At 71.9% G+C, this 15,470-nt stretch carries 13 protein-coding genes; 6 read left to right on the top strand and 7 right to left on the bottom strand.

What is annotated here, in order from left to right:
• Position 1: 1 nt before the first annotated feature.
• Positions 2–2,236: a HAMP domain-containing protein gene (locus AB0873_RS19970; protein ID WP_366601188.1), complete on the bottom strand. Its 2,235-nt coding sequence runs from the start codon at positions 2,234–2,236 to the stop codon at positions 2–4.
• A gap of 295 nt (positions 2,237–2,531) precedes the next feature.
• Positions 2,532–3,176 carry a C39 family peptidase gene (locus AB0873_RS19965; RefSeq protein WP_366601186.1) on the bottom strand — a complete coding sequence of 215 codons (645 nt, stop codon included), beginning with the start codon at positions 3,174–3,176 and terminating at the stop codon, positions 2,532–2,534.
• 510 nt (positions 3,177–3,686) lie between these two features.
• Between AB0873_RS19965 and AB0873_RS19960 the strand changes: the two genes are divergently transcribed.
• The 3 genes from AB0873_RS19960 (at position 3,687) to AB0873_RS19950 (ending at position 5,711) form a co-directional block, all read left to right on the top strand.
• Positions 3,687–4,298, top strand: coding sequence for a DUF6230 family protein (locus tag AB0873_RS19960; protein ID WP_366601257.1), 612 nt, complete (start codon positions 3,687–3,689; stop codon positions 4,296–4,298).
• Positions 4,299–4,371: 73 nt separating this feature from the next.
• On the top strand, positions 4,372–4,953 hold the full coding sequence (locus AB0873_RS19955; RefSeq protein WP_366601184.1) for a DUF6114 domain-containing protein: 582 nt from the start codon (positions 4,372–4,374) through the stop codon (positions 4,951–4,953).
• 59 nt (positions 4,954–5,012) lie between these two features.
• Positions 5,013–5,711, top strand: a complete 699-nt coding sequence (locus tag AB0873_RS19950; protein ID WP_366601182.1) for a hypothetical protein — start codon at positions 5,013–5,015, stop codon at positions 5,709–5,711.
• Between the two features lie 39 nt (positions 5,712–5,750).
• Here AB0873_RS19950 and AB0873_RS19945 read toward each other — a convergent pair whose 3' ends face one another.
• Together AB0873_RS19945 and AB0873_RS19940 are read right to left on the bottom strand one after the other, a co-directional pair.
• Complete coding sequence (locus tag AB0873_RS19945) at positions 5,751–5,957, bottom strand: helix-turn-helix transcriptional regulator (RefSeq protein WP_026874506.1); 207 nt, start codon at positions 5,955–5,957, stop codon at positions 5,751–5,753.
• A complete protein-coding gene (locus AB0873_RS19940; RefSeq protein WP_366601180.1) occupies positions 5,957–6,436 on the bottom strand; it encodes a DUF2975 domain-containing protein in 480 nt (159 codons plus the stop codon). The genes AB0873_RS19945 and AB0873_RS19940 overlap by 1 nt, the downstream gene beginning before the upstream one ends.
• A 143-nt stretch (positions 6,437–6,579) precedes the next feature.
• On the opposite strand from AB0873_RS19940, the gene sthA reads away from it, so the two are divergent.
• Positions 6,580–7,983, top strand: coding sequence for a Si-specific NAD(P)(+) transhydrogenase (sthA, locus tag AB0873_RS19935; RefSeq protein ID WP_366601178.1), 1,404 nt, complete (start codon positions 6,580–6,582; stop codon positions 7,981–7,983).
• Positions 7,984–8,025: 42 nt separating this feature from the next.
• Here sthA and AB0873_RS19930 read toward each other — a convergent pair whose 3' ends face one another.
• Entirely contained in the window at positions 8,026–8,502 is a 477-nt protein-coding gene (locus AB0873_RS19930; protein WP_366601177.1) for a MarR family winged helix-turn-helix transcriptional regulator, read from the bottom strand.
• Positions 8,503–8,604: 102 nt separating this feature from the next.
• Between AB0873_RS19930 and AB0873_RS19925 the strand changes: the two genes are divergently transcribed.
• Entirely contained in the window at positions 8,605–9,165 is a 561-nt protein-coding gene (locus tag AB0873_RS19925; RefSeq protein ID WP_366601175.1) for an NAD(P)H-dependent oxidoreductase, read from the top strand.
• Positions 9,166–9,455: 290 nt separating this feature from the next.
• Here the strand turns inward: AB0873_RS19925 and AB0873_RS19920 are convergent, their stop codons facing one another.
• Positions 9,456–13,178 carry a S8 family serine peptidase gene (locus AB0873_RS19920; RefSeq protein WP_366601173.1) on the bottom strand — a complete coding sequence of 1,241 codons (3,723 nt, stop codon included), beginning with the start codon at positions 13,176–13,178 and terminating at the stop codon, positions 9,456–9,458.
• 327 nt (positions 13,179–13,505) lie between these two features.
• Positions 13,506–14,453, bottom strand: a complete 948-nt coding sequence (locus tag AB0873_RS19915; RefSeq protein ID WP_366601171.1) for an NUDIX domain-containing protein — start codon at positions 14,451–14,453, stop codon at positions 13,506–13,508.
• An 82-nt stretch (positions 14,454–14,535) separates the two neighbouring features.
• On the opposite strand from AB0873_RS19915, the gene AB0873_RS19910 reads away from it, so the two are divergent.
• A complete protein-coding gene (locus AB0873_RS19910) occupies positions 14,536–15,435 on the top strand; it encodes a DUF6569 family protein (RefSeq protein WP_366601169.1) in 900 nt (299 codons plus the stop codon).
• Positions 15,436–15,470 lie beyond the last annotated feature (35 nt).

Here is a 15,470-nt window from a genome sequence, read left to right as displayed (position 1 = left end):
GTCAACCCCTTTCATCCCGGTCGGCGCCGGAGCGGTAGATCCGGCCACCGCGCTTCGCCGCGGCCCGGTCGGTGGCAGGTCCGCCCGGTGTCGCGGGCAGCACGGCGGTCGGGTCCTCTTCGCTGCCGCGCAGCCGGCTGGCGCCACCCAGTCGGCTGGACCCCGCATGGCGGGCCTGACGGCAGACCTCCAGACACATCGCCAGCGCGCCGACGTCGTCGTGCCGCTGGGGCGGGATCGGCACGTCGACCGCACCGCTGCTGATCTTGTCGGCCTGCCCGGCCAGCCGCCGCAGCGGCCGGGCGAAGACGTAGTACTGCCACACCGCGGTGAGCAGCACCGCGCCCGTCGTCAGGCTGGCGACCAGCACCGTCCACCGTCGACCGTCGCTCGCCGGCAGGCGGAGACCGTTGAGGTCCTGCTCCACCACCAGGGACCACTTCAGGGGCGTGACGGTGTGGGGCTTGCTCAGACCGGCAGCCGCAATCAGGGTCGGCGTGCCGTCGGCGGCCGTCGCCCGTCCGACCGTGCCGCCCTTGAGCGCCTCGGCCGCCGCGCCGCGCGCGCTCCCCCGGAGTTCCTCGAAGGCGCGGAAGCCCTCCGAGTCGAAGATCGTCCGCAGGTTCTCGTCGACGATCCGGGCCTGGCCGTCCACCGCGCGGAGCATCTCCAACAGGTAGTCGATGCTGTACTCGCCGACGGCGGCGACGCCGTTGGCGCCCACCCGGAAGGCGTACACCACCGGGACACGGGAGGTGTCGTCGTCCAGGTCGATGCCCGACTCACCCCGCAGCGGCTCGTTGCGCAGCGGCTCGCGTCCCGCCGAGCTGACCACCGACCCGTCGGGGTCGACCAGGTACAGGCTCCGGAACCGCTGCTTGTCCGCCAGTTCCTGCCTGAGCAGCGGGCCCATCTGGGCGGGGTCGCCCGCCTCGGCCGCCTGGGAGACGCGCAGCACCGTCTGCAGACCGTTGTTCAGAGCCTTGCCCATCAGGTTGCTCGCCGCCTCGGCCCGGCTCTCCTCGTCCCGGACGAGCTGATCGGGAATCGACGGCTCGGGGGCCCGGAGCGTGGCGGCCACGGCCGCCGCGGGCCAGAGCAGCGCCAGCACTGTGGCGAGGACCAGGCCCTGGGTGACGGTCGGGCGCCACCGCCACCGCCACCACCGCCGGGCGGCGGTGGGCGTGGAGGGGTCCGCGGAGGTCGAGGCCAACGCCCGGGCGATCCGGTGCGCCTCCGCGACCCGCAGCGGGCGACGCTTGGTGGAGGGCTCCCCGCAGGCGTTGGCCTTGGCCTGCTTGAGCAGCGATCGCACGGGGCGGACCAGCGACGTCCGCATCAGCAGGAAGCTGGGCACCGCCGCCGCCAGCAGCGTCAGGCCGATGAGGATGCCCCGGGTGGCGGGGGTGCCGCGCGTCTCATCGGCGACGATCAGGGTCGCCAGGGTCACCCCGGTGTTGCCCACCGGGGCCGAGGACACCACCAGCTGCCGGCCCGTCCACTCGGTCACCCGGATCGGGTGGCCCTCGCTGGCGTCGGAGCCGGCCAGCCCGTGGAAGACCGTCGGATGGTGGACGGCGTCGACGGCGCTGACCCCCTGCACGAGGGTGCTCTTGCCGTCGGGGGTGATGGCGAAGACGCCCTGTCGCGCCTCCGGGTTGAGCCGCAGCTCGTCCACGGTCAACTGTTGGGTCGCCAGCAGGGTCCGGGAGTGGTCCAGCCCGATGCTGCGGACCAGGACCGGCCCCTCCGGCGTGCTGATCGGGAAGACGTTCGCGGGCAGCGTCGGGGGCACCAGCTCCATGGGCAGTTCCGGGCCCTGCTTCGCCAGCGGACGGCGGGTGGCGTTCTCCATGATCACCGCACCGTTCCAGGTCGCCCCGTCGCCGACGACCTGTTTGAGCAGCTCGGCGTCCGGCGTCCCCGGGGCCCGCCCGGCGACCCGCTGGTCCAGGTCCTCCACGGAGTGCTGAATGGTCATACGTGTGCTGGTGGCGACCTTCGACACGTTGTCCCGCTGCGAGTCGACGATTGCCGGCGGCACGCCGCGCTCGTGGTTGATCGCGAATCCGAGGATGATGGCAGCCGCCAGGAACATGGTCGCCCAGAGGTACGCGAGCGAGGGCACACCGGATCCGGCCGGAAACCCGGCGGCCGGCAGCTGTTGCGTCAGTGCCCGTCGCCGCCACTCGACGACGTGGTCCTGCCGCACCGCGCCCGACTCCGGCGCTGCCACCGGAGCGCGTCCCTGGAACCCCTTCCGGTCGCTGGGACGGTCGGGCGCAGCGTGGTCCCCTCGGCCTTCTCGCGTCATGGCGTCCCAATCCCTTCCGAGCGCATGGGAATGTGCACGGTTATCTCGATCTTGGATCGGGCCTGGGTGATCCGGCTTCACCCCGCCCGGATGAATCCGGCGCAGCGGGCCGCGGGGCCGTCCACCCGCCGACCGCGGTGCCGGCTCGCTCGCCGGGGCGGGGAGACCGCGGGCCGGCCCCGTTCCGGGGCCGGCCCGCGGCCTGTCACGGGTCGGGTCAGCTGGAGTAGCCGCGCTGGGCCACCCAGTCGGCCACCTTCTCGCTGCGCATCCAGTAGTGCTTCTCCGGGTCGTACGGGTCTGCGATCTTCAGCGTCTCTCCACCGTCGCGGTAGCCGACGATGCTCACGTAGTGCCCACCCGGGAACGAGTGCCGTTCACCCTCGGTGTCGACCGCCGTGCCCAGCGTGTTCGCTACCACGCCGCGTCGGGTGTCGATCGCCTCGACGACGTCGATGCGAAGCTTGTCGGTCTGCCGGGGATCGGCGGTGGTGGTGCTGATCTCGGTGGTCTCGTAGCCGCCACCGGTCAGCTCGTTGAGCACCCGGGTGGTGTCGTCGGCCGAATCGGTTCCGGCCCTGGTGGTTCCGAGCTTCTGGGCCACTTCCTTCTGGGTGACCGTCTTGTCCTGGGTGGACAGGGCGATCCGTGTCGCGGCCGGGGCACAGTAGTAGGAGGTTCGCTGGGTCTGGTAGTCGAACTCCAGGACCTTCTCGCCCTCCGGGGGCGCCGGCTGCACGGCGGACACCTGGCCGCTGTCAGCCGGGTCGGCCTGGGCGGCGGTGGCCGGACCGGCGACGGCGCCACCGGCGACGACGAGACCAGCAAGGGACAGAATCCTCGTACGGCGCATTGAGTTCATCGTGAAGCTCCCATCGGTTGGCGCCCCGCAGAGGTTCGAGAGGCGCTAGCACGGCGGGGAAAGAGATCGCCCAGCCCACGCGGGTGGACGGGCGTCTCGGAGCTCCCGGCTTCCCGGGCTCTCAATCGCCTTCGCGGCTGTCGCGACGCGGTTACCCCCCGGCCCACCGCGAAAACCGGGGAACCTACTCCGCGAGCGACGGGATCGGGGGCGGTTTCCCGGATTCGGTCCCAGGTCGCACACGATCCGTCTGCCCCCGTCGACCGTCACACCGGGCCGGTGGGGCCAAGGTGCACGTGGGTACGCCCATCCAAGGCGGCGCACCATCCGTGACATGACGGTCACTCACAGTTTGCACCCGTGTTAGCGTGGGGCTGCCAGGGTTTCATCACCTGCGCCCGACCGGTGCGCCGTCACGAGCGCACGTCATCCGCCGGCAACCGACGGCGAGAGGCCGGGTGCGCATCGCATCCGTTGGCCGCCCACGCGGCCGGAGGCGGAGGGGGAACCGTGCAGGAAGAGTCCGCCAACCGGGGTCATGTCCGCTGGTCGCGCTTCGCCGCCCTGCTGCTGCCCGCGATCGCCCTCGCCGGCGCGATCCTCGTCGGTATCGCCAACGGCGCCCTCGCCGCCTCCTTCGCCGTCTCCGGGCAGACCTTCAAGGTTTCCGCCGCCAAGTTGCAGGGCGAGGGATTCGTCCAGTATCCCGGCGTCGCCGAGGAGGTCGACGGCACGAGGCATCCGGTCGCCGTCACCGGCATCCGCGAGGCCCAGCTCTTCGACCTCTGCCAGTCGGTCAAGATACCGGGCGCGCCGGTCGTGCTCAAGATCACCGCAGGCCAGGGCGACCGCCCCGCCACCGCCGAAGACCTGTTGATCGATCTGGTCTCGCTGCAGGGCGACACCGAGTTCACGAACATCAACATCGGACAGGACGCGTCGACCCTCGACCGCGGACCGGACGGAGCCAGGGGCGCCCCGGGTGCGTTCGGCCAGCAGGCCGACGCCGTGACGATCACGAACCTCCGCCAGGTGGCCCGAGCGATCCAGGCTGGACGGTTCAACCTGACCGGGCTCAGCTTGAACGTCAACGTCGGCGCCGACGCCAAGGAATGCTTCTGAGTCGACCACCGCAGCCGGGGGGCGGGAGCCGCACGCCCATCCCGGCCCGGACCCACCCGGCAGGAGCCACGGTATGAGAAGGGCCGAACCGCGACGCAACGCCCGCCCGAATGCCCTCCGCGCGGGGTGGGGCAGCTTCCGCCGGTGGCGGTGGACGCGCCCGTTCTGGGGCGGACTGCTCACCGCGCTCGCCGGACTGGCGATCTTCGGCACCACCCAGATGTCCCTGTCCGGCCTGGCGTTCCAGCTGGGGCCGACCGGCTTCCTCTCCTGGTTGATACCCACCATCCTGGTGACCGCCGGCCTGCTGATGTGGTTCAGCCCACAACACCGCACGTTCTACGCCGTGGTCGCCGCCGTCACCGCGCTCTTCGCGCTGGTCGGGGTGAACCTGGGTGGCTTCCTGATCGGCACCGTGACCGGTCTGCTCGGCGCCGCCCTGGCTGCCGGGTGGGTGCCGGGACGCCCCGCCACCCCGGGGCGCGACACGGCTGACGATGGGTCGACGAAGAAGGAAGGGACCGCCGAGCCCGACGACTCCGCGGACGACCGCCCGCAGCCCACCACGCCGTCCGCCACCACATCTGAGCAGCCCGCCACCGACATCTCCGACGAGGCGCCCTCGGCGAGCAGGCAGCCCTGGTCGACGAACTGATGTGGGGCGGGGGCGAGGCCGGGCCTCCCGTGACCAGGTCCGGCGCTGTCCCACGTGGCGTGCAGCGGGAGGCGACGCGGCTGCCCGGCCTGCACCGACAGCGGATTCTCGCCGCCCTGTTCGGGCTGCTCGGCTCCGCCGGCCTGCTGGCCGCGCCCGGCCCCGCCAGCGCCTGCGCACCGGCCGCCCCGATGCGGGCCGCCCAGACCGGGGTCGGCCCCAGCCCGCTGCCCGCGCCACCCGGAACCGGCTGCGCCAGCCCGCCACCCGGCAGGCCCGGTGACGGTGCCCGCCACCGGCGTCTCCCCGTCGTCGCCGCCGACCCCGACCAGCCACCGGTGGCAGCGACCGCCTCGACACTCACCGCGTCGGCGGTGACCATGACCGGCCTGCGGATCGAGGGGATCGTCCAGCTTCCGACCGCCGACGGCACCCGTACGGCGTTGAAGTTCAGCATGGACGCGGCCGTCGCGGACGACGTACTCCTGCGCTCGCCCGGCCCGCGGGGCCACACCATGCGCCTCACCGCGGACCACATGGCGTTGCGCGGCAACGTCACCGTCTACGCCACCCGCTTCGTCGGCCGGCTGTCCGGCGCCACGATCACGCTCGGCCCCGACCTGCCGCTCCCGGCCGGGATCCCCGACTCCCCACCCGGCCCGGTGACGTTCACGGAACCCGCCATCGAGCTGGTCTACCTCCGCACCGACACGCTGACCGCCCACCCGAGGCTCACGCTCGCCCTCGCCCGCAACTGACGGTACGTCGCCGTAGCGCTTATGAGCCCCGGACCTCGATCATTCGTCGACCCACTCGAGCAGGTCACCGGGCTGGCAGTCGAGCACCCGACACATGGCCTCCAGGGTGCTGAAGCGTACGGCCTTGGCCCGGCCGTTCTTCAGCACCGCCACGTTCGCCGGGGTGAGGCCCACCCGTTCGGCGAACTCCCCCACACTCATCTTGCGTTTGGCCAGCTCGACGTCGATGCGCACGACGATGGGCATCAGATCACCGCTTCCATGTCGGTGCGCAGCGTCGTGGCCTGCCGCAACAGCGCGCGCATCACCACCATCAGCAGCCCCAGCACGGTGACGCCGGTCAACAGCAGGAACAGCAGCAGCGGCAGTCCGGGGTCGTTCGCGTTGAAGCCGACGTACAGGAAGACGCCCAGGAGCACCACCCACGCGGCGGCGACGGCCCACACGATCCCGTCCACCCACCGCAGGGAGGCCTCGGTGAAGATGCGGTCGTTCTTGACCAGGGTGAGCAGCTTCCAGGTGCACGCGATCACCACCTGGACGCACAGCACCCAGAACACCGACACCGCCGTCGCGGGCCACCTCAGGTAGGCGAAGTCCGGCGACTCCTCGGCCATGTGCGCGAACTGACCCGGCAGCGACATCGTCTGGAACAGCACCAGGATCCCGAACAACAGCACGAGGAAGACTCTGAGCGGCGCCACCGCCCGATGTTCTGCGATCATGTATCGACTATCGCTTAGAACCTATCGAATGTCAATCGATTACGCCGCTCTCAGCGGGTCGACGCGGCCGGCCTCGGCGCGGCCGACCGCATCCGGCCGAACGCACCTGGCGCGGGCGGCGGCAACTTGCCACGCTGACGGTTGTGTATGACTACGACATCCTGGTGCTGGGCTCCGGCCCCAGCGGGCAGAAGGCCGCGATCGCCGCCGCCAAGCTCGGCAAGCGGGTCGCCATAGTGGACCGGCGCGACATGATCGGCGGGGTGTGCATCAACACCGGGACCGTCCCGTCCAAGACACTGCGCGAGGCCGTCCTCTACCTGACCGGCCTGAGCCAGCGGGACCTCTACGGCAGCAGCTACCGGGTCAAGGAGGAGATCACGGTCAGCGACCTGGCGGCGCGGACCCAGCACGTGATCAGCCGGCAGACGGACGTCATCCGCAACCAGCTGGCCCGCAACCGGATCGCGATGATCACCGGAACCGGACGCTTCGCGGACACGCACGCCGTCTGGGTCGACGGGGGCTCGGGGCGGGAGGTCAAGGTCACCTTCGACAAGGTCGTCATCGCCGCGGGTACGCGCCCGGCCCGGCCGGACAGTGTCGACTTCGACGACCGGACGATCGTCGATTCGGACGGCGTCCTCAACCTCCACGCCGTGCCCCGCAGCATGGTGGTGGTCGGCGCCGGCGTGATCGGCATGGAGTACGCGTCCATGTTCGCCGCCATCGGCACCAAGGTGACCGTGGTGGAACGCCGGGACCGGATGCTGGAGTTCTGCGACGAGGAGATCGTCGAGTCGCTCAAGTACCACCTGCGCGACCTGTCCGTCACGTTCCGGTTCGGCGAGGAGGTCGCCGCGGTGGAGAAGCACCAGACCGCGGCGCTGTGCGTCCTGAAGAGCGGCAAGAAGATCGTCGCGGACACGGTCATGTACTCGGCCGGCCGCCAGGGCCAGACCGACGATCTGGCGCTCGACGCGGCCGGGCTGGAGGCGGACCGGCGCGGCCGGATCCAGGTCGACACGAACTTCCGCACCTCGGTGGAGAACATCTACGCGGTCGGTGACGTGATCGGCTTCCCCGCGTTGGCGTCCACGTCGATGGAGCAGGGCCGGCTGGCGGCGCAGCACGCCTGCGGCGAACCGGTCCGCGCGATGCACGAGTTGCAGCCGATCGGGATCTACACGATCCCGGAGATCAGCTTCGTCGGGAAGACCGAGGAGGAGCTGACCGACAGCTCGACGCCGTTCGAGGTCGGCATCGCGAGGTACCGCGAGCTGGCCCGCGGTCAGATCGTCGGTGACTCGTACGGCATGCTGAAGCTGCTCGTCTCGCCGGACGACGGTCGGCTGCTCGGCGTACACGTCTTCGGAACCGGCGCCACGGAGATCGTCCACGTCGGGCAGGCGGTGATGGGGTGCGGCGGCACGGTCGACTACCTGGTCGACGCGGTGTTCAACTATCCGACGCTGGCCGAGGCGTACAAGGTCGCCGCCCTGGACGCGTCCAACAAGATCCGTAACATCAGCCGGATCGACGGGTGAGGGTCCTCCGGCTCGCCCGAGCGGGTCTGGCCGGGCGATCCCTCACCTCGCGATCCTGTCCAGAGCCGCGGCGAGCTGCTTCACGTCCAGGCCCGCGAGGTGGTCGAAGAAGTGCCGACGCACCGCGGCCAGGTGGGTGGGCCAGGCCTGCCTCAGGCGGGCGAGGCCGGCGTCGGTGAGCACGGCGTTCCAGCCACGCGCATCCTCCGCACACCTGACCCGCTCGACGAAGCGCTGCCGTTCCAGCTTCTGCACGACGCGGCTCATGCCGCTGAGCGACATCTCGCACGCGGTGGCCAGCTCGTTCATCCGCAGCCGGCGGTCGGGGGCCTCGGAGAGGTGCATCAGGGTGAGGTACTCGACGAGGGGGAACCCCTGTTCCCGGAGCATGTCGGCGTCGATGGCGCGGGGCAGGGCGTAGATCACGCGATTGAGGGACCGGGCGATGTCCTCCTCGTCCGGGCTGAGCGGTCGCAGCCCTTCCGGGATCGGCGCCGGCTGCGGTGTGACGGTGGACATGCCCCCACCTTACTTGTTTGACGAAGAAAATGTCGCCCGTATAGTTGCTGCGCGAAGCAAGGATGCCCGTCCGGGCGTCCTGCCATCAGGGGAGGAACCGCGATGACCAGGATCGGAATCATCCTCGGCAGCACCCGACCGGGGCGGAACGGCGCAGCCGTGGCGCAGTGGGTCTACGACATCGCCCGGGAGCGCTCGGAGGTCGAGTTCGAACTCGTCGACCTCCTCGACTACAAGCTGCCGCACCTGGACGAGATCTACCCGCCGTCGATGGGCCAGTACCAGCAGCCGCACACGCTGGAGTGGGCCAACAAGATCGCGTCGTTCGACGGGTTCGTGATCGTGACGCCGGAGTACAACCACTCGACCTCGGGCGCGCTGAAGAACGCGATCGACTTCCTCTACAACGAGTGGAACAACAAGGCCGTCGGCTTCGTCAGCTACGGCTCGGTGGGCGGCGCCCGCGCGGTCGAGCACCTCCGGCTGATCGCCGGCGAGCTGCAGATGGCCGACGTGCGGTCCCAGGTCGCGCTGTCCCTCTTCACCGACTTCGAGAACTTCAGCGTCTTCAAGCCCAACGACCACCACCGCGACGCGCTGAACACCACCCTCGACCAGGTCGTGGCGTGGAGCCGCGCCCTCGCGCCCCTGCGCGGCAAGTGAGCACACCGCCGCGCGGTGGCACCACCGTTCGCTGACCACCCGGGGTGGGGGGGGGGGGGGGGGCCGCGCCCCCCCCGCCCAGGCGCGCCCGACCACGAGGGCCTCAACACTCCCCCGCGGGGGGCGGCGGGACGCGCCCCCCCGCCGGGCGGGGGGTTTGCGTCCACCTATCTGCCCCCCACCGCCGGCAACCCCTCCCCCCCCCCCCCGGGGGGGGGGGCCCCGGGGGGGGGGGGGGGGGGGGGCGGGCGCCCCCCCCCCCGCCTCCGGATCGTTGTGCCGGGTGACGCTCAGCGCAGGCCGAAGGCCCGGGTGATCGTCTGCGACACGGTGTTGCCGGCGCTGTCCCGGCCGGTGGTGCGCAGCGTGACGAAGGACGCGGACTTCGGCGCCTTGAGGCTCGTCCGCCAGCCGTCCCCGTCCCGGGTCAGCGCGGTGCGCTGCCAGGTCGCCCCGTCGTCGTACGACACCTCGACGGTGACCGCGCGGATCCCGGCCGTCACACCGGGCAGGTGCGAGGCCGTGACCGTCAGCCTGCCGTTCCGGGCCGCCCGGCCCGCCACGTCGGTCTCCACCCCGTAGTCGAGCTGGATCAGCGGCAGCGTCTCGGCGGACTCGGCGCCCGTGGCCGCGGAGGTGAAGTTCCACTCGGTCAGCGTCCGTCGCGAGTACGGGTTCGCCCAGTCGGCCCGGTCGTTGTCGACGACCAGCCGGTACGGCAGCCGCTCGGCGGGGAGCCCGCTGACCGGCAGGAACTCGGCGTTCCCCCAGCGCAGCTCCCGCTCGCCCTGGTAGAGCGTCGCCCGGTTACGGACGTCCCAGTTGCCGTGGGCGTCCCCGACGTGGCCGGAGCCCGAGTCGCCCCAGCCGGGCACGGGGATGTAGACCGCGTCGAGGTACCGCACCGGCAGGCCGTCGAGGGGGCCCATCCGGGGCCGGTGGATCGGACCGAACCAGCTCACCCGGCTGGTCTGCCGGGCCGGGTGGCGAAGGACGGTGATCGAGGCCTGCCCGGTCTCGCCGTTGATGCCGGCGCTTTCGTACCAGTCGACGCCGGCGGTGACCCAGTCGGTCCGCTCGCCCTGTGCGGGTGCCGTGAGCTCGTTCCCGACGATCCAGCCGTGCCAGACGTCGGCGCGTAACTCCCTCGCCTTGCCGGGCCGGTGGTTGCGGAAGGAGACATCCACCCGGGCCAGGTCGCGCTGGTCCACGCGCCAGGTCGGGTCGGTGGGGACCGCACCCTTCCAGTGCCGCACCACGTCGTAGAGGTACTCGGTGGTGGGGTTGGAGTCGACCGTCAGCTCGACCCGGCCCCGGTCGAGCGCCTCGATCAGCGAGGCGCCCTGGTCGGCGGTGAGGGTCGCCACCGTCAGCGGGGCCGGGCTCTCCGGGGTCCACGGTGTCTCGTCCCACGGCTGCAGCCGACCGATCCCGTCGCCGGCGACCAGGAGCAGGAGCGCGCCCGCCGCGGCTGCGGCCTCGGCCTGCTGGCGGATCTCGATGGTGTCGCTGCGGCGGACGACCACGGCCTTGCCGCGCACGTCGTGCCGAGCCAGTTCTCCGGTCGAACCGTCGCCGGCGAAGACCGCCGTCAGCTTGCGGGTGCCCTTCGGCAGCGGCGTGGCACCGCGCTTGACCAGCAGGTCGCCATAGGTCTCCGAGCCGGTGCCCACGGTCAGTGCCGGCTGTTCCAGCCGGAAGCGGGCCCCGAACTCGAACTCGCCGTCGGTGACCTTGGTGCCGGTCGGCAGCGCCCACAGGCTGTCGTACGACTCGTTCGGGAGCGTCGAGCTCTCCACGAGGCTGTCGCCGAACGACCGGTGGACGTCCAACCGCATCCCGACGGGGCTGCCCTGCCGCGGCACGTGCGCCTTGATCTGCCGGGCCTGCCGGGCGTCCAGGGTGACGGTGCGGTCCCGGTCCAACTCGACGTCGGTGAAGCTGAGCAGCGCCATGCCGAGGGAGCGCGGACCGTTGGCACCCTGGACGTCGGCGTCGAGCCAGCCGCTGTAGCTGCCGGGGGGCAGCCGCAGGGTGGCGGTGCCGGCCTCGTCGAGGTGGATCGCGGTGAAGAGCTCCCGTGCGGTGATGAGGACCCTGCCGGAGGCGGGCCGGCCGGAGCGGTCCTTGGCGACGATCGTCAGGTTCTGCCGCTGGCCTTCCCTGCCGGCGCCGATCAGCGTCCGGGCGCGGACCACACCTGCCGCGTCGGTGGCGGTGATCATGCCGCTGAACTCCTGGTCGGCCGCGAGCCGGTCCATCTGGGCGGTGAGCGTCACCGTGGCGGTGCCGTTCGCGGGTACGGTCACCCGGTCGGCGGAGAGGGTGAAGAGCCCGGCCGGGGCACCGGCGACGTCGACCGCCAGAGCCAGCTCCACCGGAGCGTCCCCGACGTTGGTGTACGTCACCTGCTTGGTGTCGATCTTGCCCGGCTCGTGCGGCCAGTACTGGAAGCCGGAGTACGCGCTGACGGTGGCGAAGACCGTCGCGTCCACCGCCGCGGCGACGTCGAGCCGTCCGGCACCCGCCTGGTAGGGGGTGTACGCCTTGGTGGCCTTGACGCTGCTGACCAGTGCCTCCTTGAGCCGCTGGCCGGTCCAGTCGGGATGCGCGGCGGCCAGCAGGGCGGCGGCGCCGGCCACGTGCGGGGTCGCCATCGAGGTGCCGCTCATCAACCGGTAGTGGCCCGAGCCGCCCCGGACGAGTTGCGAGCGGGCGGCGAGGATGTCGACACCGGGCGCGGTGATCTCCGGTTTCAACCCGCCGTCGGTGCGCGGGCCCTGGCTGGAGAAGTCGGCGAGCGCGTCGGTGCCGTCGACCGCGCCGACCGTCAGGGCGGCGTCCGCGGTGCCGGGCGTGCCGACGGTGCGCGGGCCGCTGTTGCCGGCGGCCACGACGAACAAGGCGCCGGTTTCGGCGCTGAGCGTGTTGACCGCCATGCTCATCGGGTCGGTGCCGTCGGTGCCGCCGCCGCCCAGGCTCATGTTGATGATTTTGGCCTTCGCCTGGCGGGCGGCCCACTCCATGCCGGCGAGGATGAAGGACTCCTGTCCGCGGCCTTCCGAGTCGAGCACCTTGCCGATGTGCAGCCGGGCGCCGGGGGCCACGCCCCGCTCCTTGCCGTCCGAGGCGGCACCGGTGCCGGCGATCGTCGAGGCGACGTGCGTACCGTGGCCGTTGTAGTCGTCGACGTACTCCTCCCACGGCACGAAGCTGGTGGTGGCGTCGATCTGCCCGGCGAGATCGGGGTGGCCGGGGTCCACGCCGCTGTCCAGGACCGCGACCTTCACCCCGGTGGCGGTGTTCCCCCGCGCCCAGACCTCCGGTGCGCCGATCTGCGCCGTCGAGTCCGCCAGGGTGGCGGTCACCTTTCCGTCGAGCCAGATCCTGGCGATGCCGCCGGCGAAGGTCGGGGTGCCGGAGCGCCGGGCCTCTGTGCCGGCAGATGTGGCGGTCAGCGCCGACCAGAACGCCGGGGCCTGGTCGCGATCCTGGGTGACGGCCGCGCCCCGCACGCTCTCCAGCCGACGTCCGAGGGTCGAGCCGGCCAGCGTCGCGGTGCTGCGGGAGCGGGCGGCGGCGTCGGTGTACTGGACGATCAGCGGCAACCGGTCGACGCGCGTGTCGTCGTAGCCGTCGGCGAGGAGCCGGGTCACGTTGAACAGGCGCTGGTCCAGCACTCCGGCCGTGACGTAGGGCAGGGCGGCGTCGGGGTAGACGTACGTCGAGCCGTCCATGACCACGCGGTGGAAGCTGGCGCTGGTCCCGTACGCACCCGTGACGGAGTGGACGGCGCGACCGCCGGCCGCGGCGACGGTGACCTTGTCACCGGTGATCAGGGTAACGGTGCGCGTACCGCCGTGTGACGGCGGCGGGACGGCGCTGCCGGAGGGCGGCACCGGGCCGGCCGGGCCGGCCGGCGCGGCACCCGTGGCCGGCGTGCCGGCCAGCGTCAGGGCGGTGACCACGCCGAGCGCGATCAACCCCGACCTGCGGTTGGGTAAAGGACGCAAGGAGGCCCCTTCCTGGGTCAGCGGAGCATGTCGATGTGACAGGATCTTGCGAGCCGGCACCGGTCACAGCAACGCGTTCGACTGGCGCAGTTGGGCCATGACCCACACGTGCCAGCGCAGACCCCGCCGGGTGTCGTCGCGGCGGCACCGCCGTGGAGTTTCCGGCGCCGATCGCAGCGGGCGGTCCGCAGCTGAGGAGCCGAGCCATGGCAACCACCGTCGTCAACCTGAAGGGCCACCGCGACGACCCGGCGTACGCCGACGTGGTCTACGTCGGACGCGCCATGTACCGCGGCGGCTGGCGGCTGCCGGCGAGGTGCCCAGCGGTCACGACCGCTCGGCGGTCGCCGCCCGGACGATGCCGGACCAGCCCCCCAGCTCGGCGGAGAGCCGTCGGCGGATCAGCGCTTCGCTGGGACGACCGGTGGACCGGGCCCACGAGGCGTAGCCCTGAATGGTGACCCGGCCGACGGTGCGGGCGTACTCGGCGACGGCAGCCAGGAGGTCGTCAGCCGTGTACGCCGTGTCCCCGGCCCGGGTCGCGGCCGGGACGACGACATCGGTCGCTCGGCGGCGGAAGAGCTGAGCCGGTCGTCCCGGCCCACTCCGATCGACGTGCTCGGTGCCCTCGATCTTGTCGTCGACGAATCGGCGGAAGGCGTCCTTGTGGCTGGCCCGGCCGTCGACGGCGTCGTGGATCTGCTGCAGTTGGCGGATGGTGAAGTGCTCGTTCAGCAGCCGGTCCGGATCGGCCGCGTCGCGGTAGCGGGCCCGCAGGTCGTCCACGGCCCGGGCGAGGATCACCTCATGGTCGGCGGGCAGCGTGGCCTGGCCCTCGGGCAGTGGCGGGCGGTGGCCGCCCGGCGGGGCGACGGGCGCGAGGTGGAGATCGGGCCGCTCCTCGACCTGCCGACTGATCCGGTCGTACGGAACGGTGTCGGCGTGCGCGACCGAGATGACCCACCCCCGGGGGTCCCGGTCGGGGTCGTCGAAGACGTGCAGCTGTCGAGGGGCGAGCCCGGAGATGCCGCACTTGTCGTGCAGCAGCCGCAGCACGGCGTGGGCCAGCCGCTCCCGTTCGTGCACGAAGGTGCCGGGCAGCGCCCAACGGCTGCCGGCCAGGGGCTCGTCCCGCCGTACCAGTAGGGCCGCGAGCTGGCCGGTGTGCGGTGTCACCGTCATCAGCGCGACGTCCACCGCGAGCGACGGACGAGGGTAGTCGACGAGCCGGCGGCCCTGGCTGTCGCGCCATGCGGATTGAGCGTCGGTCTTCACGCCACCACCTTATCTTGCCTACCACGAAAACTCCTGTTAGCTTTACCGCGCCGAACGAGATAAGTACCAAAAGGAGGCTTCGATGACTGCTCTTCCCGCCCTGCACCTGGGCGCCCCTACCCAGGCCGGACCACTCACCGTCTTCCCGGTGTGGACGGATGCCCCGATCGCGCCGGCCGCCTGCCGCACCTCCCTGCCGGCGGACGCCCGGATCGACGAACTGCCGACCCCGGTGGTCGGGACGTTGCGGGTCAGCAACCCGGGCGGCACTCCCCTGCTGCTGCTGGAAGGCGCGCTGCTCGACGGTGGATGGCAGCACCGGGTGGTGACGCGCAGCGTGCTGGTCGACGCCCAGGGACAGCGGGACGTGCAGGTCGCCTGCGTCGAACAGAACCGCTGGGCGGGCGGCAAGATCCAACACCTGGCCCGACACCGCGCGCCGCTCGCCGTACGCGGTGCGTTGCACGGCCTGCGCGCGGAGACCCCCGGCCGCGGGACGGAGGTCGACCAGAGCGACGTGTGGCGGCGGGTGGGTCGCTACGAGCGCGATCTGGGCACCTCGCCGACTGCGTCCCTGGTGGACCTGCAGAACCGCCAGGCGGCGGAGTTGGCGGCGATCCTCAGCACGACCCGTCCGCTGTACGGGCAGCGTGGCGTGCTCATCGGTGCGGCCGGTCACCCGGTGCTGCTGGAGGTCTTCGACGACCCGCAGACGCTGGTCGAGCAGTGGGACTCGCTACTGTCGGCGGCGGCCCTGGACGCGCGCCTGGCGCCGCCGCAGCCCACTCCCGGGCGCCGAGCGCGCGCGTTCGTGCAGCGGCTCACCGCGGCGCCGGTCCGCTCGACCAGCATGGGCGGCAGGGCGATCGCCCTCGACGCGGACGCGGACAAGCTGCTGTCGGCTCGGGGGATCGCCCTCGGCAACCGGCTGCTGCACCTCGCAGCCGTGAACGCGAAGCACCAGTTCGTGCTCGCCGCATGAGCGTTCCTACCGGGGATCCGGCCCGTCGTACGGTG

This window comes from Micromonospora sp. NPDC047707 (assembly GCF_040704235.1).
In the GTDB taxonomy this organism is placed as follows: Bacteria; Actinomycetota; Actinomycetes; order Mycobacteriales; family Micromonosporaceae; genus Micromonospora.
Note: the sequence above shows the minus strand (reverse complement) of the source record. Positions and strands in the feature narration are given on the sequence as shown.

What these genes read in the sequence shown, in the direction of transcription:
- AB0873_RS19945 (WP_026874506.1), bottom strand. Translation starts at nt 5,957, where the DNA reads ATGCCCATCGTCGTGCGCATCGACGTCGAGCTGGCCAAACGCAAGATG.
- AB0873_RS19910 (WP_366601169.1), top strand. Translation starts at nt 14,536, where the DNA reads ATGACTGCTCTTCCCGCCCTGCACCTGGGCGCCCCTACCCAGGCCGGA.
- AB0873_RS19925 (WP_366601175.1), top strand. Translation starts at nt 8,605, where the DNA reads ATGACCAGGATCGGAATCATCCTCGGCAGCACCCGACCGGGGCGGAAC.
- AB0873_RS19955 (WP_366601184.1), top strand. Translation starts at nt 4,372, where the DNA reads ATGAGAAGGGCCGAACCGCGACGCAACGCCCGCCCGAATGCCCTCCGC.
- AB0873_RS19930 (WP_366601177.1), bottom strand. Translation starts at nt 8,502, where the DNA reads ATGTCCACCGTCACACCGCAGCCGGCGCCGATCCCGGAAGGGCTGCGA.
- AB0873_RS19965 (WP_366601186.1), bottom strand. Translation starts at nt 3,176, where the DNA reads ATGAACTCAATGCGCCGTACGAGGATTCTGTCCCTTGCTGGTCTCGTC.
- AB0873_RS19940 (WP_366601180.1), bottom strand. Translation starts at nt 6,436, where the DNA reads ATGATCGCAGAACATCGGGCGGTGGCGCCGCTCAGAGTCTTCCTCGTG.